Origin of the sequence: Dyadobacter sp. CY326, from assembly GCF_021390515.1 — a bacterium.
Taxonomy (GTDB): domain Bacteria; phylum Bacteroidota; class Bacteroidia; order Cytophagales; family Spirosomataceae; genus Dyadobacter.
Genome location: NZ_JAJUXI010000005.1, coordinates 16,254 through 39,808 on the forward strand (window position 1 = coordinate 16,254; position 23,555 = coordinate 39,808).

A 23,555-nucleotide genomic window follows, 5' to 3' on the forward strand; every position below is an offset into this window, starting at 1 on the left:
TAAGGTAAAGTCAGCGTAATGCATCAAGGAGCCGGTTCTGGTTTTGGAGCCTGAAATAAGTATTAATATTGCATTTTGCACATGCGTTAGAAATTCTCTCTTAAATATATGTTATAACTTAACCTCCCTAACTTCAAACCCTTTCCTTCGAAGTAATTGTATTAAGCCAGTTTTAAATTTTAAATGAGCAAGACCTACTGCCACTAAACATGACCCTTCACTCATTTTTGACATAATTTTAGGTATCCACAGTTCATGCCTTTCAATTGTGTTCTCTTTAAGCAATACGCTTGCTTCCTGATTAAGCATCATATCATTCCGCAACGAATCGTGATAACTTTTCGGATCATATAGATCGGGAGTCGTTATTTCTTCCTCTTTAAGATCATTTTTGATCAAAATAATAATAACCTGTGCTAGTTTCCTATGGTCTGCCTTTGCTTCTTGGCGCGCCATTTGACCGGTTTCATCAAGTTGAAAAGTGGGCTTATTTAAACGCTCCATTTCAAAGTGCAGAAAGTCATCGAATGTCATATCCTGATCTTTCGTCTCCCCTTTTTTAATCATCATGACCGCCTGTGCCATTCCTTGTAATGATGCATTATTATTGTGTGGTTTGATACTTCCATATGACGAAGCGGTAAAAAAACTGTCGACTAGGGCATACTCACTTTTCGTAAAAATGGAATCCAGCGGCGGCGAATAGATATCAGCATCCTGAACATTACCGATCACGTTTCCACCTTTTTCGAATAATCCAAAATCAGAGGACTTTGCAATATTCATGACCGTTGGAAAGCGGTTTAATAATTGTGACGACGCTATATGAACAGTACCGAATAAATAAGAACTTTTGGATAATCCATTACCTGATACTTCCCATACTACGGACTCATTTTTTTGACCTAAAACGGCTGTTGGAAAAAGTAGACCAATAAAATACCCTACTATAAAAAGTTTTTTCATTTTTCTCAGCTATTATTTACCCAAGTATACTATTTCACATCCCAAATTCAAAACCCTCTATTTCTGCAGCGCCAACTCTTGCTTTTCCTCAATGCCTTGGCTCTGCTCGTGGCTTGTCGGGCTTGGTGGCCCAACAAGCCACGAGCATATTAGTCCGCTGCATGGCAGTCCCGTCAAGCATCACTTTTCAGTACTAGAACGTGTCAGATAGCTCACGTTCATAGCCAAACGTTCGGTCAAGTTTCTTACGGCCCCGTAAATCAAGCTGGTCAAACTGCTAAAATTTCTGGCTGCGGCCGACGTTGTATACTTGTTAACAATCATATGTAGAGTATTGTAAAATAAACGTTCGTTTACATTTTAACCACGGTTTGAATGAACCCGGCTGTGCATGAAGAGATTGCAATGATTGTAGATTGTCTAAAAGTTGGTTCGTTTTATTTTCTGTGCTGCAATACATTTATACTAATATATTTAACCAACAAGTATCTCAGCGGAAATACCAAGTTCTATGCTTAATCAGTCAATCAACATGTTGTGGACTTTGGCCTCCTTTGTTGTAGTCGGCAGCTACTGGGGTGATTATCTTGCAGAAAATGAGTCTTTATGGTCACTGTACACAATTATTGTAATAAGTATAGTAGCATACTCGATTCCAAATCAATGGCTATCAGCGATAGCACTTAGCACTAAGCGCCAGACTTATGAGCGAATCGGCATTAGGATTGTCCTTTGGTTGGTGCAGAATGGTAAGCTTGTTAGCCGTATCGAGAAAGCGTGGAGCAGCAAATCTAGATCTAATATGAGTTTTAAAAGAGTTGCAGCCCATTTGAAGGCTATTGCCATTGCGGAAAGATTTCATTGTAGCTGTTTTGTGTTTTTTGGCTTGAGCACTGTAAGTGCCTTGTCAATTGGCAAAGTCAGAGCAGCTTTATTTATTACCCTTTGGAACATACTATATAATGTCTATCCTATCCTTCTGCAACAATACATCAGGCTTAGAATCAATAATATCATCGCTCACCGTCTGAGCTCTGAAAGCAGCTAACCTGCAACCTTCCGGCTCATTACCACGCTATTTCAGTGTAATACAACCTATTTTATAACTACATGATATGTTAAACAGCAAACCAATTTACGCTGCGTTACTGCTATCGAAAGCTCTTTGATCAGCCTCACTCAGTGGTTAAACAGTAGACTACGTCACTTGGTCATATTGATAAATGCTATAAGTATGGCTTAATTTTCATATTTCTTCGAATTCGATTCTTGATCCCGACATACGCTGTGAGAAGCACAAGTGGGATTATTGTCAGTTTCCATACAATGAGAACGTTTGGTGGGGAAGTCAGATAGGGAAAGAAAAAAATGGGCAGACTAGCGTTCACAGAAAGGTGGGTAAAAATTGCGATAAGGACACTGCCGTTTGTTATAGACGATATGTAAGTAAAAAGATAAGATAAGCAAATTGTCGTAAGCAGATAAATCGACACATTTAAAAAGGTGATGTCTCCATTTGAAATAAGCGCCCCAGTAGGCCCGAAAAAAAGAGGGATATGCCAAGTACACCAGATCAAACCAATTATTATACTGGACTTTGTTGAAGAATGGCGTTCCAACAGTTTAGGAAGTAAAAAACCTCTCCATCCAAGTTCTTCGCCCATAGGTCCAGCGAACAGACCATACCCAACCATAGATGGGATTATTGCTACTTTGCTCATACTAAAATCTCCAACTGGTTCGATAAACAAATGGTAGATATAGATTCCTAATAACATGAATATAACTGGCAAGGTAAAAATTGCAAAATACACCTTGGGCGATGCCCGCCATAAAAGAAGTTTTTGTAGCAAAGTTCGTAGGTCTGTGCCTCCTTCAAAATAACCAGTTGTAATAATTGCAGCGAGGGAAGGCCCATATGCTCCAATGAAAAAGAAACTAATGAAATAAGTCACGCTATCTTGCACTGCGCCACTTTTTAAATAATATAGAGCAATACCCCAGTTAAGCCAACTCCAGACGAAAGTAAGGAGCAGAAATACAATAATCTTGATCTTCATCACTTAAATCAGTTACAGAAGGGAAAAGGAGTTTCCTCAGGGAATTTTAGTTACTTTTTGTTGTAAGCATGTAATCATAACGCCAAAAGGCTTAAATGTCCAACAAATACTAGCCCGTACGTGAGCATCTATCGATCAATGAGAGTATGCTGGTGAAATGAATCTAGCACTTGGGAGTGCATACCAATCGGCTCGAATTTGGTTTAATGCTAATTCTAAGTGCTACATACAGAACACCGAAGGACATTCAGTCGCTGTCTCAGTTAGTAGTAACACTTATTCATTAGTACGACAAATATTATCTAATTGCTGATTTACAATGCGTCGAGCGGCAGTTCCTTATGCTCTCGCAGCCTGAGAAACAAGGTCATTAGATTGGATTTTTTTGATTTGACTTATTTTATAAAAATTTGTACTATTGATGTATACTTAATCTTCAAACCATGAAAAATCTATTATATGTGTCCTTTTTTGCATTACTGTGCAGCACAGTAATGGCTCAAAGTATCAAGACAGAAATTGTGGGCAATAAGCAAATGATAAATTTGAGTCGAGAGATTGCAAATTTTAATTATTTAAGAATTGTCAGCCTGGATGTAGATTTACAAAAGGGAGCCGCTAATTTTATTTCTCTAAGCGCAGAATCGAATATTATTGAGCATATCATAAGCAAAGTTGATGGCGACACGCTTTTTATACATTTTGACAGAAACCAGCCATTAAGAAATGTTGAAAGTCCTAAAATAACGCTGAATTTCATTAATTTAAATAGTGTACTGGGTAGCGCTTCTAACATCAAATTGCTTTCTCCATTAGAAAATGATTCGCTGCTGGTAAAGCTTCAAACGAAATCATCAATTCAAGGAGTAGTTAAACTAAATTTTTTAGATTTAAGAATGGCAACATCCTGTAACGCGGAAATTAGTGGATCAACTGACATTGCGCATGCAGAATTATTTACAAAGAGTATTCTAAATGCTAAGAACCTAATAGTAAACGATTTGACTTTGACTGAAGAAACGCTTTCCAGAGCTGACGTAAATGTTTTGAAGCAACTCACAGCCAAGTTATTTGTTGAAAGCATTCTGAATAATACAGGAAATGCTAAGTCAGATATCACTTATCCGTCAATGGATCAAATGGTATCTACAAAATCATTTACTCAAAACGTTGACCTGCAAAATTTTAATTAAAAACCTAAACCCCTCAATTTCTGCTGCTCCTGCTGGCTTGATCTCAGGCTGTTGCACCAGCCCCTTCTTTTCCCCTTTGTTCTGCTCGAAAGCCTGGCTCTGCTCTTTGGCTCGTTTGGCCTGGTGATTTCGCTCGGCCACAATCATATCGGCGCCGTCCATCGGTGTTCCGTTCAGCATTACTTTGTGGTATTAGAAGGTCCCGCTCAGCTCACATTGATAGTCAAACGTTCGGTCAAAAGCGTTCTCACAGCGCTCGGTAACACCCAGCCGGTCAAACTGCCCGAATTTCTGGCTGTACCCTGCGTTGCTTTCTCGATGACAATAAAGTACTAATCTATTATAAAACAAGCGTTGTTTTACATTTGACCACGGTTTGAATGAACCCGGCTGTTATAAAAGATTCGGATGATTGTAGATTGTGTAAAAATTCGTTCGTTTAACTACATACCTGATAGGCCATGAATTAGATCTCCGATGTAATCATCAGGACTCTTTTACACGAAAATTTCAGAATTAAATTGCCATGATATAGGTACCAATATTTAAGACGGGTCAAGAGTCTAAGACTATTGAGGACTACGGTTTTGAATGAACCCGACTGTGCAAAATATCTCTGTTATAACAGTGCAAAACAATTCAAAAATCTACATCTTGTTATAGATAACCTCTATTACATGTTGTAATTCCACTTTTCCAATGATAACCTGCAAATGCTGATTAATTTTCAACCGTAAGATGCTGTAGCGGTCAAAAAAAAGCGGACAATGTTGCTCCGCCTTTTTGAAAATTACCGATACCAAATTTTTAAAGCCTTCCGGAAACATGCATTTTTGATGTTCGGGAATTCTATGACAAGTCATAACGAAGATTGGAAAGCGGCAACTCTTTCCTTCTGATCTCCGTCTACCAGATACCTCTAAGGATTTACGTCATACAATGATACTTTCCGATTAGTAGTGCTTAGCTTACTTTCCTGAATGCACTATTACAAATGTTCACAAACATCGGATATCAGTTCTCCTTGGTATCACTTCTACGTCTTTCATCCGCAGCGGAGTCGCTCTTTTTGACTTTGTTTATTTGCCCGCCGAAGTTATAGGTGAAGTTTAATCGCAGGGTCGTCGTTTCGTACCTGTTTTCCCAAACCTGCCGGAGTGCCAGCGATTGTTGTAAATACCTGTTTTTAAAAGTACTGAAGATGTCTGTCACGTTCAGCGAGACGGTTGCCCGTTTTTTTAACAAGGATTGCCGTAAGCCGGATGTTAATGTAAAATAAGCGTCGGTTTTAATGTTACGTTCCTGTGATTTTCCACGGTAGCGAAAGAGAATCAGCCAGGATAACTGTTTAGTAAGTGAAAAGCTGTTGTAAGTGTCAAAATTGAAGTTTGTAATGCCCGTTATATTTACATGATCATCCACCAACTGATAGGATAACTTTCGCAAATTGATATTCGTGCTTGTGTACCACCAAGGCTTGATCTGACGATTATAAGCTGTAATCAGGCTAACAGTTTGTGTGTAGCGATTATTGACCGGTCTGGTCACCGTGCTGTCCCCGCTCTGGTTCTGAAAAGCAAAATAGGTAAAGTCGCGAAAATCGATCCCGAAGTTGGCAGTTACAAAAAGTGCGGTGCGGTAGGCCAGCGTAGCCGAACCGTTATAGGATGAAACAGGCCGCAGGTTAGGATTTCCTTGTACAAAATTGTTTGCATTGACAATCCGGAGCAGCGGGTTCATATTCTCGTAGGTCGGCCGGTTTGTCTTTTTGTCAAAACTGAAAATAAAACTATGCTTGTCAGTGAATTTGTAATCAAAAAATACCGTAGGAAACAGTTGAATATAATTCTGGCTGAACCGCTGGTTTGACTGCAATTGCCGGCCGCTGTTCCACGTACCTTCTGCCCGTAAACCGAGCTGGTAGGATAATTTTTTCAGCTCCTGATGAAATGTAGTATATAATGCATGAATGCTTTCCGAATAGCGGTAAAGGTCACTTTGTGAGTCATTGGGTATCAACTTGCTTCCATTAATGTCATAGAGCACGTTTCGGTTATATGTCTCCACGTAGCTAGACTTGAACCCGGATTCCATCTGCGCTTTGTGTTTGAGCGGAAGGGTCAAGTCGGCTTTGGCCGAATAAACGTCAAATGCATTATTCTGATCAAAGAAGGTGCGTCTTAGCTCATCACGACCCTGACTAAATATCCGCTCGGTATTATGCTGGTCGGAATAGTTGGCATTCCGGTAATAATCCAGATCGACGGTTAGTTCTTTGCCCAGAGTATCCATTTGATGGAGCAAATGCAGGCCGGAGGAAAAGTTGTTCATTTTTGTTTTGACACGGTTATCAAAATTGCCGGCCAAGCTTTTTTCATCAAGGTTCATCATCTCAGAAAAAGCATTCTTTTTAAACAATTGCAGTGCATTCATAACTGCGAATGACAAGGTTGTTTTCTTTGTTAAATAAAGGTCCAGGCCAATATTGGGTGTAATATTGTTCATTTGACGGACACTTTTGATCATTGATTCGGTGCCACCGGAAATTATGCCAGACTCTCCGGACGTGGTTGCCAAAATGTAATTATCGACAAAATATTTATTGAAATTGTAGTCCGTATTCAGTAGCAGATTGTACTTGCATGTTTTAAAATTGAGATTAAATCCGCCGGTGTATTTGGCATATCGCCCAAATCCCCCACCACCGTAGACATTGCCTCTGAGCCCTTCCCTGCTGCCTCTTTTCCTGACAATATTGATGATGCCTCCACTCGCAGAAGCATCGTATTTGGAGGACGGACGAGCAATCAGCTCCACCCTTTCAATGGATGTGGCCGACATACCCCGAAGTAAGCCTGCCAGCGCATCGGCGGAGAGTGGAGTTGGTTTACCGTCAATGTATATACGTACATTTCGACCATTCAAATAGACCATATTGTCAGGGTTAACCTGTATGCCCGGCAGCCGGTCCATTACTTCCATCAGAGAAGAACCACCAGTAAACTGATCGCTCAGGTTAATTACAATTTTGTCGGCACGTTGCTCGATAAATGGTTTTTGTCCTGTTATAGTAACAGCTGACAGATTCTTAGTCGCGGGTTTCAGTTGGATATTCCCCAGCTCATTAGCTCTGGCAACGGCAACAGATTCAATTTGCTTTCTGTATGTTTCGTAGCCTAGCATTGTTATTTCAAGTATAAAAACGCCCGTTGGAACATTAAGGAGTATAAACTTTCCGTCAATTTCACTCAGTGCCGTTTTGGTAACTGTGGAATCATGTATAGCTTTCAAAATGATCGCCGCAAATGGAAGCGGCTGTTGTTTTTCGTCCAGGATCACACCGGAAACATGGGTATCAACCATTTCCTGGGCAATCGAAAATCTTGGTAAAAAGTCGAAAAACAATAGCAGCACTAAGAAGCTGATATAACCCGCAAATTTTTTCATGGCAAAGCTGTTTGAACTGAAAATTTCTAATCAGAACAAATGTATAACTTATATTTTAGTTAATAAACTATTTTATAAGTTACCATGGCTTATTATTTAGTTGCAGTAATTCTACCTTTCCCAATTCCGCTAGTGTATCCTGTCAATCAATTAGTTGACGACAATTGGTAGCCAAGTTTAATTTCATACCGCACACGCACCAGCTGTCCATCTTGTAGGCCGGGCGACCATCTGGGTGAGTTGCGGATGATCCTGATAGCCTCGCTGTTTAAATTTGCGTTCGGGCTGTCCATTATCTGGGGCGATACTACATTGCCATCGGTATCGACAACGAAGCTTACTAACACCTTTCCCTGGTCGTGGTGCGCTTTGAATATGTCCGATTGGCTTACCTCCTTACTCAGATAACCCAGAAAAGCATGCAGGCCGCCGGGGAAGGCCGGAGCAACAGAGCCTTTTTGGCCCATTTCGGCAGTTGCCGCAGGATTTTTGTACAAAGCAGAAAATGATGTAAGACAAAGCAGAACAGGGATTAGGAAGACATATTTCGCAAGATTTGCCTTGGAAGCGTTGTTCCTTCCCAGCATTGCGATCCGTTGTTTAAGTAAATGTTTATCACTAAAAGCATTGGTCATCTCAGGTGAGTATTGCAACGACCTGTTCAGGATCAGCGATGCATATTGGTAGTAATTGCCGAAATGCCTTACTGTTTCGCGATCTGCCAGAAACTCGTGCGTCCTTTTGATGCTTCGCTGGTAGAAATAAACAACCGGATTAAACCAGGCGACGATGGCCACTATTTCAAAAAACAAAATATCTAGGCTGTGCCACTGCCTGATATGCACATCTTCGTGGTAATCGATCATCTCAAAATTCGCTGCGTTGCGATCAATTACTTTGTATTTAAAAAATGAGAATGCAGCATTATGCGCAGGTTTCTTAATTTTGTTTCTGATATACAGCAATCTGATTATTAGCCAGCCAAGTTTGAAAAAAACGCCCGCAAAATAGGTCCATTTTAGCCAGTAAGTGATGTGATCATTCCACATTTGCGGAGCAACTTGCGATAGCGTCTCACCACGGATCTCCAGATCCAGGGGAATAGAGACAGGTAAATGCGGATTGACGGGAATCGCCGGGATGCAGAATGAAAGTGCCGCAAGACCCAGCAAAAAGATCCTATTAAGCATGAAATACGTCTGTTTTTCCAGAAAAACATTGTAAAATCCGAAGCCCGCGATGAGACAAATATGAACTGAGATAAAGTAAACTATCATTTTCCGGATTGTTGATCTTTCAATGTGAGAAGCATTTTATTTATTTCCTTGACATCTTCTTCCGGGATTTTTTGCTCATCTATGAAAAAGGAAAACAGTTTTTGTGCCGAGTTATCAAAATAGTTACCCATTAATTTCATCAGCTGAAAACGCTTATATTCTTCCCTCGAGATCAGAGGATAATAACGGTGACTTTTACCAAATGCATCATAGCCTACAAGCCCCTTCGTTTCCAGGACACGCATAATCGTTGATACGGAGCTATGTACAGGCTTAGGTTCCGGCATTTGATCAATAATCTCCCTAATGAAGGCTCTTTGCATCTTCCATAACGCCTGCATCAGTTGCTCTTCTGCTTTGGTAAGATCCTTTGCTCCCATTCGTGCATAATTATTTGAATACAAACTAAAAAATTAGTTACCTAACATGCAACCCTGAACTAAAATAAAGACGAATATATATAAGACCTTTCAAAAGCTTTAAGACTAGGAATTTGTTTTGACGAAGCGCCTGGTTCTTTACAACGGAAACTTCCATATCCGCAGATTTACAATATGTTGCTTTCGATGGAGTCGGAAATACGACGGTTTGAATGAACCCGGCTGTGCATACAGATTGGGATGATTACTAGATTGTGTAAAAATCCGTTCGTTTTAATACATACCTGATGGGCCGGGAATCAGATCTCCGACGTAAACCTCAGGACTATTATGCAAAAAAAATTCAGAATTAAATTTCCCCGATATTGGTACCAATATTCAGGACGGTCCAAGGGTCGAAGAGTACGGAAAACCACCCATTTCTTCGTATGTCGATAAAATGGGAAATAGAACCGCGGACCCTAGCTCACTTCTGGCCATCCAAAATCTAATGAACATGTACTTTGAAGACCGAAGTTTCTTCTGTTTATAGGACCGGATTCTAACTAAGCGCTACCTTACTACACTCGCCTTATATGTAGTATTTCCGACAACCCCGGGTCATCCCGATATTGTAATGGTGAACCACTGCCACATATTCATTCAGAAAATTTGAGAATCAGATAGATCGAAAGGTTACTTATCATAACGATTCAACTACGCAAGGATTGTTCAAAAAACCGACAGTTCTGAGCCAAAATCACAGATTTCGAAAGCAAAAATGGTTTTTTAGAAAATTACTATTTATTATAAATATTATTCAAAAAGCTATCTATATTTCATAAAAAAACCTAGATTGCTAGGAAACAACTGATGTAATGTTTCTAGCGTTAACAACACTGGGAGCTTACAAGAAGTTAGATCCTGAATCAGTGGCCACTGTGCAGACTGAGGGATTTGATATCAAATATGAACAGAGCAAACAACTGAAGATTAAATTTGGCAATGACATTGTAGATCCAAAATCTTTCGTTTGGAAAATTGATGAAACCATGATTGGCCTGTGTCCATTTGTTAAAAAATATTGGTCTGCTACTAAACTGATCCCTTATCTTGAAGGATTCGGGACTTTCGCGAGTACGACAGGTGTTGATCTTTCAAATTATAAATATTCGGTAGCAGCAAATCTGGGTCTGGCAGATTCACTTAATAGAAAATGGCTTGTGGAAGCGCGACTCCTTCAACTATCAGGGGGGGAATACTGGCTTGCAGATTTTGAACCAGGCCTTGAAGCTTCCCGGTTTAATGTCGCTCTGGAAGGAGCATTCAAACCTAACTTTACAATTTCTTATATCTTCCTGTTAGACAGCCATTAAGTCCTTACACTTAACTTACATCTACTAAACGATCGAAAAATGAAATATATAATTACCTTAATAACACTTGTAACATTTCTTAATTATGGGAATTGTAAACAGAATAATATCAACTACATTATTCTAAAAGGGGCGTGCTTCGATTATAATAAGGGACCGAATATTAACACTGATGTTTATTCGATCATAGATGGAAGAAAACAGCATTTAGGAATGAGTAACAAGGCGGGAGTTTATAGAGTAAAAGTGCCACTTAGTTCTAATTTCCTTGTTTTTGAATCCGCTGGATTTCATCAAATTAAGCTTCCAGTTCGATTTATTGGACAGGCTACGTCCGAGGTCGAATTTTTATTTGACTTGCCGACGTCCCTATCAGACTCCATCATAGTGCCAATTGAAGACGCCTTATACTTGGGTGCTGCCAAATCCGTCTTAAAAAATTATACTGTTCGGCTGGCGAAGGAAGAATGTATTGTAGATATTCCTAAGGAAATGATAGATAGAGGACATAGAGGCGCTTTTATGGGGGTTACAGAGAAATCACCATCGATAGATTTATTAGTCACCTCCTCATCTGATGAAATTATCATGAAAAAGCGAATTACTGTCAGCAAAGGATTGAATTTACTGTTGATTGATAATATACAATCGGAGATAATGTCGTCTGATGAAAAAGTACATAATGAATTTCCGATGACCAAAATTCTCTATTTTGATCAAACCAAATACAAACTAAATGATTCATCAATTATGATACTGGATTCGATTATCGATATAGTTAAACCAATTCGAAGTTACACAATTTCAGTAACTGGTTACACCGATAACGTCGGAGAGAGGGCAAAAAATTTAACATTGTCGGAATATAGAGCCAGGATAGCTGCAAAGTATCTAAAAGATAAAGGAATAAAGGAATCCAAAATTAACAAAAAATGGCTTGGGTCAGAGAATTTAGCTTCGGAAAGTGCACTTGAAAAAAATAGAAGAGTAGTTATCGAAGTATTTCCAGAGTAATCAAATCTGTAAAATCAATTAAATGACATTGATCGATACTATCTAGTTAAACTTGAATAATAACAAAATTTATCATATTTGTTTAAATATTGTCGGTCAAGATACAGCTTACTGAAACGCTCTGTTTGCACCGGTGTCTTGCTCATGCCCACAATTAAAGGGTATTACATTCGTCCAAAACAATAAGACCCTCATATAACATATTGAATTGGCAGTACATTTTAACGTATAAGATTAAAAGTATATTTAACCTGAAGACTTGACTATAAGCTGTAAACTGCCATTAACCTCTCGGTTAGATTACGTTTAAACTGCGGTTAATTGAACCTGACTGTGCATAAAGAGATTGGGATTATTGTAGACTGTGTAAAAATTTGTTCGTTTTATTACATACCTGATGGGCCTAGAATCAGATCTCCGATGTAAACTTAAGGACTCTTTTGCACGAAATTTTAAAATTAAATTGCCCTGATATAGGCTTTACGACTGGCAATTGAAGGGACAAGAAATCCAGGACAAGGCAAAATACTGCAATGCGGTTTGGGTCCGCGTCGGTAAAACTGCCATGGAGGGCTAAGCCAGAAGGCAAAAGATGAAGCGATTCACCCGGTGCAGCTGCCGATCCGGAACCAATGGGAAAGTAATCGGTGTCTCACTGAATGGCAACTACATAGCAGTTGGGACAAGGTTGGAATAGTGGTTGATTCTCAGTATCTTTCTTTTAGAAAACTACATGGCTATGAAAAAGCTACTTCGCTGGATACGCATAATCATATTCTACCCTTTCCGGTTATTTGGTATAACCAACGGGCGCAGGATCATTTATAAATCGTTAGATGTAGAACCATGAAAAACAAGATCTTAAGCTGGCTCGTATTTATACTTTGCTTTCCTTTCTATGTGCCTATGAGATGGCGTAAATAAAGGAAAGTGTTTTTGAGTGATATTCAGGAAAGTGTCGTAATTCGACATAGTCGTTGCAAAAAGCTAATGGCTTGCCTTAATTCCGGACCAAGCGAACTGAGAATCCGACAGAAACTTGAGCATCCCAACGGAACGCTTTTTTTAAATTTTGTTTATTGCTATTGGGAGGACCGCCATAGTGAAAGTTCCATTCCCAGGCTTTATCAACCGAATTAATAAGTGTGGACGTCCAAAAGATACCTAAAACACCTTGGGCAAAATAACTGCCATCAGGTTTCCGGTGACCTCCTGCTGGCGCGTCGAACCCGCTGCTATTTGTACCGTTACCGTCCTTATTCCAGCCTTTGGTGCTTTTTAACGCTTCACCGGCGCTGTCCTTGCCGCCAAAATGATTCACAAGAATAGCCCATTCGCTATCCGTCGCTAAATGCCAGCCGCCGGGGCAGGCTTTTTTCGCTGCCTCCCAGGTGTAAAGCAAGCCCAGCTCCTTCCGATTATTTTCATTATCATCATAAGCATAGCTGCCTTCCACTTTATAGTTCAGGTTTTGTGCCAACCAAGTGACGGTTTTGCCGGTTGAGTCTTCCTTAAAGCTCATCGTTTTATACGTTTGACCATCGCGCGAGTCAGTGAAGGTGCCGGTAGATTGGGCAATTCCTACTTGTGTCAAAAACAAGGCAGCAAGCACGGTAAAGATGTATTGTTTCATCATTGTTGTTTCAGATTAAAGGTTCAGGAAAAATTTGAACAAGCATTGCAGGATTTTTTCAGCGGATCATCAGGATAATTTTTATTGCCAACAAATAACGCTGTTGGTTTATTTGCGAAAACCAATATTGTAACGTGTTGCTACTGTTTAGTTATCTGCATCTAAGTATGAAACAACCCTTTGAATATCAAGTAAATTTGAAAAGTCTATGGCAGTGGATCTCAGATATCTTTTTATATCCTTATTTTTTTTAGCATAAAGCTTAAAAAGGCTTTTTCGTGAAACTAATGAAATAATACCGTTAGAATCGACGAAATGATATGTTGTTTTCAAACGGCGCTTCAATGGTAAGACAGTGTTTTGCCAGTGAAATTCACTGTTGGCATTAGAAATATAGAGAGAGGTAGGTATTGAAGAAGATGGGTTGTCTAAATATTTTTGGGACGAAGTAGATGCCGGATTGGTATTATCAACATACTTGGTGATCATGCCAATTCTACCCTGTGAGAAAGCAGATACAATTTCTAGGTCATAATCTTCATCTTTGGGAGCAAGTATAAACTCGCATCCACTTACTATTATACGATCTATCAAATACTTATTAGTGAGCAGAAGTGTGTCACCATGACCATTTATAAACTGTAATTTACCGTATCCTAAGTGATAATTCACTAATACTTTACGAGACGTTTTATTTCGAAAGTAAATGACACTTTCTCTGAAGTTTTCAAACCTAAAAGCATGAAATACACTATCGACACTGTTAGGCACATTTGTTGGAGCAGGATATCTTAGTGATCCAAATAACAAAAGGGACATTAGAACATTTATCATAAGCTTGTTATTGTTTGCATAAGTTCTTGACTATCAAACAATAGATGCACGTTTAAGCCTTGTATACTCTATTGTAGATAAAAATTTTATCGTTAGGCGCAATGCAGATCTGGAACTGTCAACAGTTACCTAGTACCGCAGGCAAAATGATCTTGATTCACCTGCAATAAAGACTGATTTTTGACAAGCATAACGTTCAAAAGACAAAGTCATTAAATATGCGTAGCTGTGTAATATTATGCGGCTCAGTGACTTTATAAAAAGCCAAAAACGTACAAGTAACGTTCGATAGTGAACATAAAAGCTGTTAGAAATCGCCCTTAGCAAGCTGCAAGTAACATGGCACTATATTTGTTTAACAAACAACAATGATATAAATCTTCAAGCAAAGGTTAAATGGCAAGAGCTTATTTGGGAGAGTTTGAGGAGCTCGTTCTGCTGACGGTCGCAGTGCTTGATTCAGACGCGTATGGGGTAACCATTGCAGCTGAACTGAACCGGCGAACCGAAAGACCTGTAAGCCTCAGCGGAGTCCACGTAGCTTTATATAGGTTAGAAGAAAAAGCTTTTGTCAGTTCGGAGTTAGGTAGTCCCACAGCAGCCCGTGGCGGGAGGCGAAAGCGCATATTTTCCGTTACTACGCTTGGCAAGCACATGTTATCGGATATGCGTGAGCTTAGAAATCAACTCTGGGAATCAATCCCTTTACCATTTATCTCCTGATCATGGCCGAGCATCTTTCAGAGCCTACCCCTCCCAACTGGGCTAATTACTTTTTGAAATGGACATGCCCTTCGGAGCAGCACGAAGAAATCATAGGTGATTTACACGAACAGTTTACAATTGATGCATCTGCACTTGGAGAGGCTGTCGCCCGAAGACGGTACCTTATACAAGTGCTAAAATTCTCACGGCCTTATTTTCTTAAACGCAAGATAAATGCACTGAGCGAACCGGCCACGTACCCCACACCGTATTTTGTCAATCCGGATACGATCAAAAATTACTTTAAAATTGCTTTCAGAAGCTTTGGAAAAAACAAAGGCTACACGCTAATCAACGTTTTAGGGCTGTCATTGGGATTGACCATAACCATGCTTATTTCTTTATGGGTTTGGGATGAGTGGATGTTCAATAAATCCAGTAAAAACCATGAATATGTAGGACGTGTCATGTTACATTCCGCTCAAAAAGGCAGCATCGTCAGTTCGCCAAATATGCCATTTCCCTTAGCTGCCGAGCTCCGAGAAAACTTTTCGGCGGATTTTCAAAACGTAGCGATCTCATGGGATACACAGGACTACAGCTTACTCTCGGGCGAAAACAAATTCAGAAAAAAGGGCCGGTTCATGGAGCCCGATGGCGCAAAGATTCTTCCTCTTGAAATGCTTAAAGGAAGCAACACGGCCCTAACAAATCCCTCCCATTTATTGCTATCAGAATCTGCCGCATTATCAATTTTTGGCACACGTCAGCCAATTGGTCAGATTTTGAAGATTGATAATGAACTGGAGGGAATGGTAGCTGGCGTTTATAAAGATTTTCCTCAAAATTCAGACTACTATGACTTATCGTTTATAGCACCCTGGAAGTTGTTTGCATCAGGCAAAAGGATGCACTGGGTCAATGATCTGAAAGATAACTGGAATGTAAATACATTCGAAATTCTCGTTCAGACAAGGCAAAACAGTTCTATTGATAGGGCATCTGAAAAGATAAAAGATATTTTACGCAGACACATTGAGGAGAGAAAGCATGCAGACCCGATACCGACATTATCCCTGCATTCGATAGACAAATGGCACTTGTATTCTACTTGGGAAAACGGCCGGAATACCGAGGGTCAGATCTATTATGTCAAATTATTTGCTGCCATAGCGATTTTTATTTTACTCCTGGCCTGCATTAATTTTATTAACCTGAGCACAGCCCGCTCGGGGCAGCGGGCAAAGGAAGTCGGCGTTCGAAAAGCCATCGGCTCAAAGCGTGGCCAACTTATAGTCCAGTTCATTGCTGAGTCATTTCTAATGGTTGCGTTTTCCATGCTGGTTGCGTTGCTGTTAGTACAATTGACCCTACCCCAGTTCAATGCAATTGCTGATAAGAAAATCGGCTCTCTTTTGACAAATGGAGCTGCATTCAACATACACCTGTTATTTATCGGTGCAGCATTCTGTGTTTTGGTAAGCCTTGTTGCCGGGGGCTATCCCGCGCTCTACCTGTCCTCTTTCAAACCAGTTAATATCCTGAAATCTGGCTCGGCAAGCACTGCGAGGGTTTCTTCTCTGCCAAGAAAAATACTTGTCGTATTACAATTTACAATCTCCATTTCGCTAATCATTGGTACCGTAGGGGTATTTCGCCAGATTCAATTTGGGCAAAACAGGGCAACAGGTTACGACCGGAATGGACTAATGTATGTTAAGATTCCGCCTGCTACCAAATCCTTAGAAGCACTAAAGAATGACTTGCTACAATCCGGCATGATCGCATCGGTAGCACAATCCTCAGGTCCCGTGACCGATATACTATCTAATTCTAGAGGATTTTCCTGGCAGGGAAAGTCGGCCAGTGACCAGGACGACTTTGCAGTGATCGCAGCTTCACATCGCTATGGTGAAACGGTTGGCTGGCGGATCACTCAGGGGAGAGACTTTTCGACCGACTTTGTTTCTGATTCATCCGCCATCATTATCAATCAGTCTGCTGTTAAATATATGGGGCTTGACAATCCGGTTGGCAAAACAATCAGGTGGAAAGACGGCACGTTCAATGATTCGGAATACCATATTGTAGGCGTGGTGCAAGATATGATCATGCAGTCGCCATACGAACCTGTGAAGCAGACCATCTATTTTATGACCTATGCACCTAATTACTTATATATTAAATTAACTCCTGGCGTAAGTGTAGCCAGTGCTTTTGCAAAAATACGTCCTCTATTTGATCAACATGTACCTGGCACTTTGTTGGATTTCCAGCTTGCTAACCAGCAATATGATACAAAGTTCAAGGTTGAAAACCGTGTGGGTAAATTGAGTTTTCTTTTTGCTGTGGTGGCCATTTGTATATCATGTCTGGGCATATTCGGTTTGGCCGCCTTTACTGCCGAGCAAAGGCGAAGTGAAATCGGGATACGCAAAGTTCTGGGCGCTTCCATTGCAAGTGTATGGAAATTGATTTCGAAGGACTTTGTGTACCTAACTTTGATTGCCATTGTCATTGCAATACCGGTAAGCTATTACTTCCTGTCCCAGTTGTTGGCAAAGTATCATTATCGTTCCAATATTCCCTGGTGGATTTTTGGCGGATCAGGATTAGCCGCGCTCACACTTACAATCTTAACCGTTAGCTATCAGGCAATAAAAGCAGCACTTATTGATCCGGTAAAAGCGCTCCGTTCTGAATAATGTTTCTAATCAATTTCTTACATACAAAACACCATTTAGTGTATCCATGAAAGGCCAGTGTTAACAGAAAACAGTGACTTGGCAAGTTCGATATAACGTTCTCTGAAGACAGTTAAATGAACAAATGTGGCCTTTTCCTAAATAGAATCAAGTAACTCACTATGTCTTTAACAGTCCAGTTTAACCACGATATTTTTGAAACGATTTTGTCTTTGCATACCTCTGTAACACGTCTTACAAACCCAGTTAAAGTTGAAGACACGCGACATAGCAATTTAAGATGGTCAATTGAGATAACTTATCTATAACTAAAAATGTAGTAGTTGATTGGTCATCTATTATCGGTATACGGAGGGTTTCTGCGACTGCTTGCAATACAGTCGCAGAAAACAATTCGTTAGAAATTGAAGTTGCGAATTTCACCGTACACAACCGAACCATCATTTTTAACTGCATATGCACGGTAGTAAAAAAAGTAACGGCCTGCAAAAGCATCACCTGTATACCTATACGTATTTGCACCTAAAACAACGGGACCATTAAATTTTATCTTAGTTCCATGCTCAATTCTTGGCACATAGTCATGATCATTTTCTGCTCGGAAAAATACCAGATGCAATATTCCATGTTCAGTTACCGGTAAGTCTCCTAACTTATCAGCCCGAACTTTAAAGTCCCAACCGTCATTGTATGCGACAGTTTCCGTCCCTATTTCAAGCATTTCTGGAATGACATGATCCTGAACTGAGCAGCCTGATAAAATTATGCAAATGACTAAGCAGAGCATCCAAGATGCAGATTGTAGATTGTTTTTCATGGTTTTTTCTAGTTTCTAATGGTGACAAAAATATCAACATTAAATTGTCGTGTCATATGCCAGAGCGCATAAATAATTAAGTATTAAAATGTTCGCTGTTGAATAAGTAGAACACAATTTACCTAAGGTGCAGATTAATCAGAAAACAGGGCTTGGCTCTGCTCCCTGGGTTGTTTTTTCTGGTGGCTTCGCTCGGCCACAATCAGATCGGCCCGCTGCATAGCAGTCCCATTGAGCATCACTTTCCGGTATTGGAACGTTTCTTATAGCTCATATTCATAACCAAACGTTCGGTCAAAAGCTTTCTCGCAGCGCTATGTCAAATCCAGTAACTGCCCGAATCCTTGGCTGTGCCGTGCGTTGCTTGCACGGTGCCACTATTGTATAATTTATTATAAAATAAACGTTCATATAAATGGTAAGGATAATTTAGTAAAAAGGCTTTGATATTACACTGTTATTATTATAAAATAAATCCGATAATAGGTTTTCGTCTAATCGATCAAAAATGCGTCGAAATATTGCCTATTTACGTGTCTCAACCCTGGATCAAGATCTGGAAAAGAATAAAGCCGACATACTGCAACTGGCCAATGAGAAAAATTAAGGAAAAGTCGAGTTTGTCCAGGAAAAGGTATCCGGAAAAGTTTCCTGGCGTAACCGTAAAATCGGTCCAATCCTTGATGAGCTAAAAAAAGGAGATGTCATTTTACTTAGTGAATTTCCCCACTTGGAAGATCCATGGTTGAAGTAATGGAGATCATTTCCATCGCCATGCAAAAAGGTATCCGGATCTATACCGTGAAAGGTGCGTGGCAACTCGATGACTCAATCCAGAGTAAAGTCATGGCGATGGTTTTTGCCATGGCATCAGAAATTGAAAGAGACCTAATCAGCAAGAGGACTAAAGAGTCACTTGCGGCTAAGAAACTGTCCGGGATAAAGCTTGGTCGGCCCACCGGCCCTGGTAAAAGTAAGCTTGATCAGTTCAAGCCTGACATAGAGGCATTGCTGCTCAGCGGTTCAAGTCAAAAGAACATTGCAGACCGTTACCGAATCACAGAGGCGACGCTATCTAACTGGATTAAGAAGAACGGTGTTAAAAGGTACAGAAAAGCTGCATAATTGTACAAAATAGGCGCTTAGAATGGGTTTTCAATACCAATCTGAAGATTAAGGAAGAAAATTACTTGTTCGATGCAGGTAATTGCCTACTAAGTTTTTCCAAGCTATCAATCATTTCAATAAGCTTGGTTTGCTGCTTTTTGACCATCATCGGTTTTAAATAAAACCAATTTATAAGTATCCAGAGACCGGTTGCTGCAAAAACTGCTACACCGCTGATCCGAGGCATTCTGATGGCAAATTCATATATATATATAAGCAATCCACATGAAAGTAATATGAAATACCAGGTCATTACGACTGTTCCGATCCTTAACTGTCTTTCTTTAATGATAAGTAATAAGTTAAGATAGGCTGAAACATTTAATGTTCGATTTGCATCTTTTATCAATAGGCGTAGAAAGTCTGCTGAAGCAACTAGGTAAAACACGATCGATAAAAAAATTAGCCCTATACCTATCTTTGTAGTTAATGATTCCGGTTTACTGCTTTTAACCATGAATAGTATCGTAGCTGCCGTCGCTATCAACAATATCCAGCTTAACAGTACCCGATTTCGGTTTTCGTTTTTAAGTTTAACTGCTCTTTTAAGCAATTCGGATTTTGATGGTGCGGGAGTTGCAATTTGTTTGTTCCAAAGTTCCCTGAAGTTATCGCTGTCCATAAGATATAAATTTAGCGGATAGTTTTTCTTTTATCCTGTGAATCCTTACACGTACATTGGTATCGGTTAGACCCACGACACGTGCAATCTCTGCTTGTGCAATCTCTTCCAACTCCATCGAGATTATTAGCCGGTCTACTTCCGGTAACTCGGCAATATATTGGTAAAGCAAACCAACATTGATGTCTGGTGGATGATCTGGCACGTCAGCAATTTCGGGTGGAAAGTCCTCGTTTGGAAACCGATTACGCTTCTCTAACTGTCGCAAACAGTGATTGGCTGCAATCCTAAAAATCCAAGTACCGATCAGGGATTCGTTCCGAAAGTTTGGCAACTGCTGCAAGACAGTAAGAAATGTTTCTTGCGAAATGTCTTTTGCCCAATCGCGGTCATTCACATATCCCATGCAGACACGAAATACCTTATTCCAGTATTCCTTATATAACTGATCAAAGCTCATTTATCAAGGAAATAAATTGATCTTGTCTATCGATGAATACGTTGTGAGAGCAGTTGTCAAGATAATACACATTCTGGTTTCCAATCAGATTCTCCAACTGCATAACCTGTATTGGGGAATACAGACCATCTTCCTTTCCATATATCCCGATAATTCTAATACCCCTAATTCGAATGTTTTTGATCTGTTCGCTAATGTTAAGAGTAGTATAACGCTCTTTTTGCCAATACCCTATTGTGGCCTCTCTGGACATCTGACTTAGATATGGATACAAACTGTCTTTCTTAGCAGCCGAATATAAAAAAATGGCCGTTTCATTTGGGGTTTTGGTCGAGTAGAATCCATTTTGCATCGCGTGCATGAAAAGGTACGTACTATATTCGATCGACGCAGTGTCCATCTTCTCGATCAAATTGATATAGTGAAGGTTAGATGTGTCCCTTCTTGCCTCGTATATTTTTTTAGATGAAACCAGTATAGTTCTAAAAGTTTCCTGCATCACCACTGGCACAGAGGCAAGTATTAGTTCTTGCACTCTGCTGGGATACTTTTCTGTGAAAAGCGTTCCTACTAAACCTCCAAAACTATGGCCAATCAAAGTTGCTTTTTGAATATTATATTTCGCCATCAAATCGGTTAGGTCATCGAAGGTTTGCTGAAATGTATAAGCTGCATTTGTTGCCTTGGCAGAACGGCCTTCACCCCTTCTATCGTAAACAATCACAAAGTAGCCCTTTTCTGAAAGCGGTTTTGCTGTTGAGATTTCAAAGGCTGCCGCATTGTAACCCGGGCCGCCGTGGAGAAAGATAACAGGCTTACCAGTGTTGTTTCCAAAAGTCCTTACATATAGATCTTGTGCCACTAATGTTTTCAATAGAAAGATTAGAAAAAAGGCGGTAATCAATAATTTTTTCATCTTTAAAATACTGATGTGTTAATCGTTAGATACAACTACCGCCGAAATGTTACGCATTCATCAAAAGTTTTTTAACGTAAAACGGCTTGCTCATCATGAGCGAAAAAAATCAAGGCTTGTGACCCAACTGAAGAATATCAGGACCTCTGTTCGTCTGCTAAGTCAAAGATGGCGCAATAGATCATCAAGAAACATAGCAAAATATTGTTAAAACTCACAAATATTGGTTGCCACTGTTGGAATTATTATAGTTCATTTAAACCACCGTAGGCTCAATTCTTTTTGTAGATTGTGCTTTGAATTGTAACCCATGAAAAAGTTCTTGAATATTTGAAATGATGTTGAGACCTGAGGAAATTACGACCAACTTTTTACACGAGCTGGACAAACATATTGCAGATATCGCTTCCGGGAAAACGGATGTATTTTATGAGATTCATGACTTTGCTAGCATTCTTTGCATACATCCTGTCCACCTAAGTAATACGGTTAAACAGGTAACCGGCAAAGCTCCTTGCGATCATTGCGAAGGCAAATTGGCGTTGGTTGCCAAAGAATTGTTGGAGTCAGCAGATATGACCATTACACAAATTGCACATAGGCTCACTTATGACGCACCAAGTTTTACGAAGTTCTTCAAAAAATATGTTGGTCAAACTCCAAGCAGTTATAAAAGAAGTCAAGCGAGCTTGAAATCAGCAGGGTAAAAATTCTGAAACTAAGACAAAAAGCACATTCCATGATTCCTGTACGTTTGTAAAAAACCAACAGAACAAATGGAATTATCAAGTAATAAGATTTTGATTACAGGTGGTGCAAGCGGCATCGGCTTGGGCTTAACCGAGCGTTTTTTGCTGGAAAACAACACTGTGATCATTTGCGGCCGTCGCGCCGAAGTATTAAAAGAAGTAACTGATAAGCACCCTCAGGTCATCTCCCGGGTTTGTGACCTTTCAGCAGAAGCCGAGCGAATCGCTTTGTATGAATGGCTCGCTGCCGAGCACATTGACGTGAACGTTTTGGTCAATAATGCGGGCGTTCAAAATTGGATGGGCATTGATGACGAAGATTTTTACACAAAAGCAAGCGGTGAAATTGAAACCAACATTGTTGCTCCGCTGCATTTGATTTCTTTGCTTATCAAATTGCCAAATCTTAAAACTATTATGAATGTAACCTCGGGGTTAGCGTTTGTACAGTTAGCAAAGGTGCCGGTATATTGCGCAACGAAGGCTTTCTTCCGCTCATTTACACTGTCTTTGCGTTACTTATTGCAACCAAAAGGCATGGAGGTAATTGAAATAATTCCGCCAGCACTCAATACAGATCTGGGGGGCAAAGGAATTCATGACGGAAGCCCCTCTGTTGGTGATTTTGTTGAAGCAATTTTTGCACAACTCAAAGAAGGCAAGAATGAACTTACCTTCGGTTTTAGCGAAGCTATGCTGAAAGCAACACCCGAGACACTTGCAGCTACCTTTGCCAAAATGAACCCGGAATACAAAGTGTGAGATTAATTAGGCACTCATTTATGATATAAATGTTAGAAATGTCAAAGTTCTTGCATACTGGTAGCCGGCATTGATTAATAAGCTGTTGCGTCATGAGCGGCTTACAAGAGTAATTAATTCTATTCTGTATAAAATGAATCATGTGCCTGTTTTGCTAGCTTGGATTAATGTCCTAGCAGTGAAACAGGCTTTAAGACTTTAAAAGAACCGGCAAAAGGTAACAACCAAATAGACAGGTAAGTGAGTGAGCCTATAAAAAACAACATTTCCAAGCTTCCATCTATTACTCCAAGCAGTTTTGAACATCATATAAAAGACAGGGTGATATCCAAACTATAGATTAAGACATATGCTTCACAGTACATTGAACTTTATCAGGCGTTGAGTGGCGCTCATAAAAATTAGCTGGAATCGCTAGATTACGGTTTAACCACCGCTTTTTTAGATAGCTCTAAGCGGGTATAAAATCGTAAATCATAGTGGGATGTGGATT

Annotated in this window: 21 protein-coding genes; 9 read left to right on the forward strand and 12 right to left on the reverse strand. The window is 39.9% G+C overall.

The window, feature by feature from the left end; translation table 11 throughout:
* Positions 1 to 111: 111 nt before the first annotated feature.
* Positions 112 to 966, reverse strand: a complete 855-nt coding sequence (locus tag LZG73_RS10695; RefSeq protein ID WP_233848683.1) for a TraB/GumN family protein — start codon at positions 964 to 966, stop codon at positions 112 to 114.
* A 511-nt stretch (positions 967 to 1,477) separates the two neighbouring features.
* Between LZG73_RS10695 and LZG73_RS10700 the strand changes: the two genes are divergently transcribed.
* Entirely contained in the window at positions 1,478 to 2,014 is a 537-nt protein-coding gene (locus tag LZG73_RS10700; protein ID WP_233848686.1) for a hypothetical protein, read from the forward strand.
* Between the two features lie 178 nt (positions 2,015 to 2,192).
* On the opposite strand, the gene LZG73_RS10705 is transcribed toward LZG73_RS10700, so the two are convergent.
* Complete coding sequence (locus LZG73_RS10705; protein ID WP_233848688.1) at positions 2,193 to 3,026, reverse strand: CPBP family intramembrane glutamic endopeptidase; 834 nt, start codon at positions 3,024 to 3,026, stop codon at positions 2,193 to 2,195.
* Positions 3,027 to 3,469: 443 nt separating this feature from the next.
* On the opposite strand from LZG73_RS10705, the gene LZG73_RS10710 reads away from it, so the two are divergent.
* On the forward strand, positions 3,470 to 4,219 hold the full coding sequence (locus LZG73_RS10710; RefSeq protein WP_233848690.1) for a GIN domain-containing protein: 750 nt from the start codon (positions 3,470 to 3,472) through the stop codon (positions 4,217 to 4,219).
* On the opposite strand, the gene LZG73_RS10715 is transcribed toward LZG73_RS10710, so the two are convergent.
* From LZG73_RS10715 to LZG73_RS10730, 4 genes are all read right to left on the reverse strand, one after another.
* Positions 4,181 to 4,399, reverse strand: coding sequence for a hypothetical protein (locus LZG73_RS10715; protein ID WP_233848691.1), 219 nt, complete (start codon positions 4,397 to 4,399; stop codon positions 4,181 to 4,183). The two genes, LZG73_RS10710 and LZG73_RS10715, sit on opposite strands and share 39 nt — an antisense overlap.
* An 834-nt stretch (positions 4,400 to 5,233) precedes the next feature.
* Complete coding sequence (locus tag LZG73_RS10720; RefSeq protein ID WP_233848692.1) at positions 5,234 to 7,666, reverse strand: outer membrane beta-barrel family protein; 2,433 nt, start codon at positions 7,664 to 7,666, stop codon at positions 5,234 to 5,236.
* 146 nt (positions 7,667 to 7,812) lie between these two features.
* Entirely contained in the window at positions 7,813 to 8,856 is a 1,044-nt protein-coding gene (locus LZG73_RS10725) for a M56 family metallopeptidase (RefSeq protein ID WP_233848693.1), read from the reverse strand.
* An 83-nt stretch (positions 8,857 to 8,939) separates the two neighbouring features.
* Positions 8,940 to 9,323: a BlaI/MecI/CopY family transcriptional regulator gene (locus LZG73_RS10730; protein WP_233848694.1), complete on the reverse strand. Its 384-nt coding sequence runs from the start codon at positions 9,321 to 9,323 to the stop codon at positions 8,940 to 8,942.
* 857 nt (positions 9,324 to 10,180) lie between these two features.
* On the opposite strand from LZG73_RS10730, the gene LZG73_RS10735 reads away from it, so the two are divergent.
* Together LZG73_RS10735 and LZG73_RS10740 are read left to right on the forward strand one after the other, a co-directional pair.
* The gene (locus tag LZG73_RS10735; protein ID WP_233848696.1) at positions 10,181 to 10,678 is read left to right on the forward strand and encodes a hypothetical protein; all 498 of its coding nucleotides are present in this window, start codon (positions 10,181 to 10,183) and stop codon (positions 10,676 to 10,678) included.
* 39 nt (positions 10,679 to 10,717) lie between these two features.
* Positions 10,718 to 11,692, forward strand: coding sequence for an OmpA family protein (locus LZG73_RS10740; RefSeq protein ID WP_233848698.1), 975 nt, complete (start codon positions 10,718 to 10,720; stop codon positions 11,690 to 11,692).
* A gap of 1,000 nt (positions 11,693 to 12,692) precedes the next feature.
* On the opposite strand, the gene LZG73_RS10745 is transcribed toward LZG73_RS10740, so the two are convergent.
* Entirely contained in the window at positions 12,693 to 13,328 is a 636-nt protein-coding gene (locus tag LZG73_RS10745; RefSeq protein ID WP_233848700.1) for an FISUMP domain-containing protein, read from the reverse strand.
* Positions 13,329 to 13,472: 144 nt separating this feature from the next.
* The gene (locus tag LZG73_RS10750) at positions 13,473 to 14,144 is read right to left on the reverse strand and encodes a hypothetical protein (protein WP_233848702.1); all 672 of its coding nucleotides are present in this window, start codon (positions 14,142 to 14,144) and stop codon (positions 13,473 to 13,475) included.
* Positions 14,145 to 14,555: 411 nt separating this feature from the next.
* Between LZG73_RS10750 and LZG73_RS10755 the strand changes: the two genes are divergently transcribed.
* Together LZG73_RS10755 and LZG73_RS10760 are read left to right on the forward strand one after the other, a co-directional pair.
* Complete coding sequence (locus tag LZG73_RS10755; RefSeq protein WP_233848703.1) at positions 14,556 to 14,882, forward strand: helix-turn-helix transcriptional regulator; 327 nt, start codon at positions 14,556 to 14,558, stop codon at positions 14,880 to 14,882.
* Positions 14,883 to 14,884: 2 nt separating this feature from the next.
* A complete protein-coding gene (locus LZG73_RS10760) occupies positions 14,885 to 17,569 on the forward strand; it encodes an ABC transporter permease (RefSeq protein WP_233848705.1) in 2,685 nt (894 codons plus the stop codon).
* A 397-nt stretch (positions 17,570 to 17,966) separates the two neighbouring features.
* Here LZG73_RS10760 and LZG73_RS10765 read toward each other — a convergent pair whose 3' ends face one another.
* Positions 17,967 to 18,386 (reverse strand): hypothetical protein, encoded by a 420-nt coding sequence (locus tag LZG73_RS10765; protein WP_233848707.1) that lies wholly within the window; start codon positions 18,384 to 18,386, stop codon positions 17,967 to 17,969.
* A 741-nt stretch (positions 18,387 to 19,127) separates the two neighbouring features.
* Here LZG73_RS10765 and LZG73_RS10770 point away from each other — a divergent pair.
* Positions 19,128 to 19,511 (forward strand): recombinase family protein, encoded by a 384-nt coding sequence (locus LZG73_RS10770; protein WP_233848709.1) that lies wholly within the window; start codon positions 19,128 to 19,130, stop codon positions 19,509 to 19,511.
* Between the two features lie 61 nt (positions 19,512 to 19,572).
* On the opposite strand, the gene LZG73_RS10775 is transcribed toward LZG73_RS10770, so the two are convergent.
* The 3 genes from LZG73_RS10775 to LZG73_RS10785 are packed head-to-tail and all read right to left on the reverse strand — an operon-like array spanning position 19,573 to position 21,551.
* Positions 19,573 to 20,175 (reverse strand): hypothetical protein, encoded by a 603-nt coding sequence (locus LZG73_RS10775; RefSeq protein ID WP_233848710.1) that lies wholly within the window; start codon positions 20,173 to 20,175, stop codon positions 19,573 to 19,575.
* A complete protein-coding gene (locus tag LZG73_RS10780) occupies positions 20,162 to 20,635 on the reverse strand; it encodes an RNA polymerase sigma factor (RefSeq protein ID WP_233848711.1) in 474 nt (157 codons plus the stop codon). Before LZG73_RS10780 ends, LZG73_RS10775 begins: the two co-directional genes overlap by 14 nt.
* Positions 20,625 to 21,551 carry an alpha/beta fold hydrolase gene (locus LZG73_RS10785; protein WP_233848712.1) on the reverse strand — a complete coding sequence of 309 codons (927 nt, stop codon included), beginning with the start codon at positions 21,549 to 21,551 and terminating at the stop codon, positions 20,625 to 20,627. Before LZG73_RS10785 ends, LZG73_RS10780 begins: the two co-directional genes overlap by 11 nt.
* A 335-nt stretch (positions 21,552 to 21,886) precedes the next feature.
* On the opposite strand from LZG73_RS10785, the gene LZG73_RS10790 reads away from it, so the two are divergent.
* Both LZG73_RS10790 and LZG73_RS10795 read left to right on the forward strand, forming a co-directional pair.
* Positions 21,887 to 22,258, forward strand: a complete 372-nt coding sequence (locus LZG73_RS10790) for an AraC family transcriptional regulator (protein WP_233848713.1) — start codon at positions 21,887 to 21,889, stop codon at positions 22,256 to 22,258.
* Positions 22,259 to 22,327: 69 nt separating this feature from the next.
* Positions 22,328 to 23,062 carry an SDR family oxidoreductase gene (locus LZG73_RS10795; RefSeq protein WP_233848715.1) on the forward strand — a complete coding sequence of 245 codons (735 nt, stop codon included), beginning with the start codon at positions 22,328 to 22,330 and terminating at the stop codon, positions 23,060 to 23,062.
* The last annotated feature ends 493 nt before the right edge of the window (positions 23,063 to 23,555 follow it).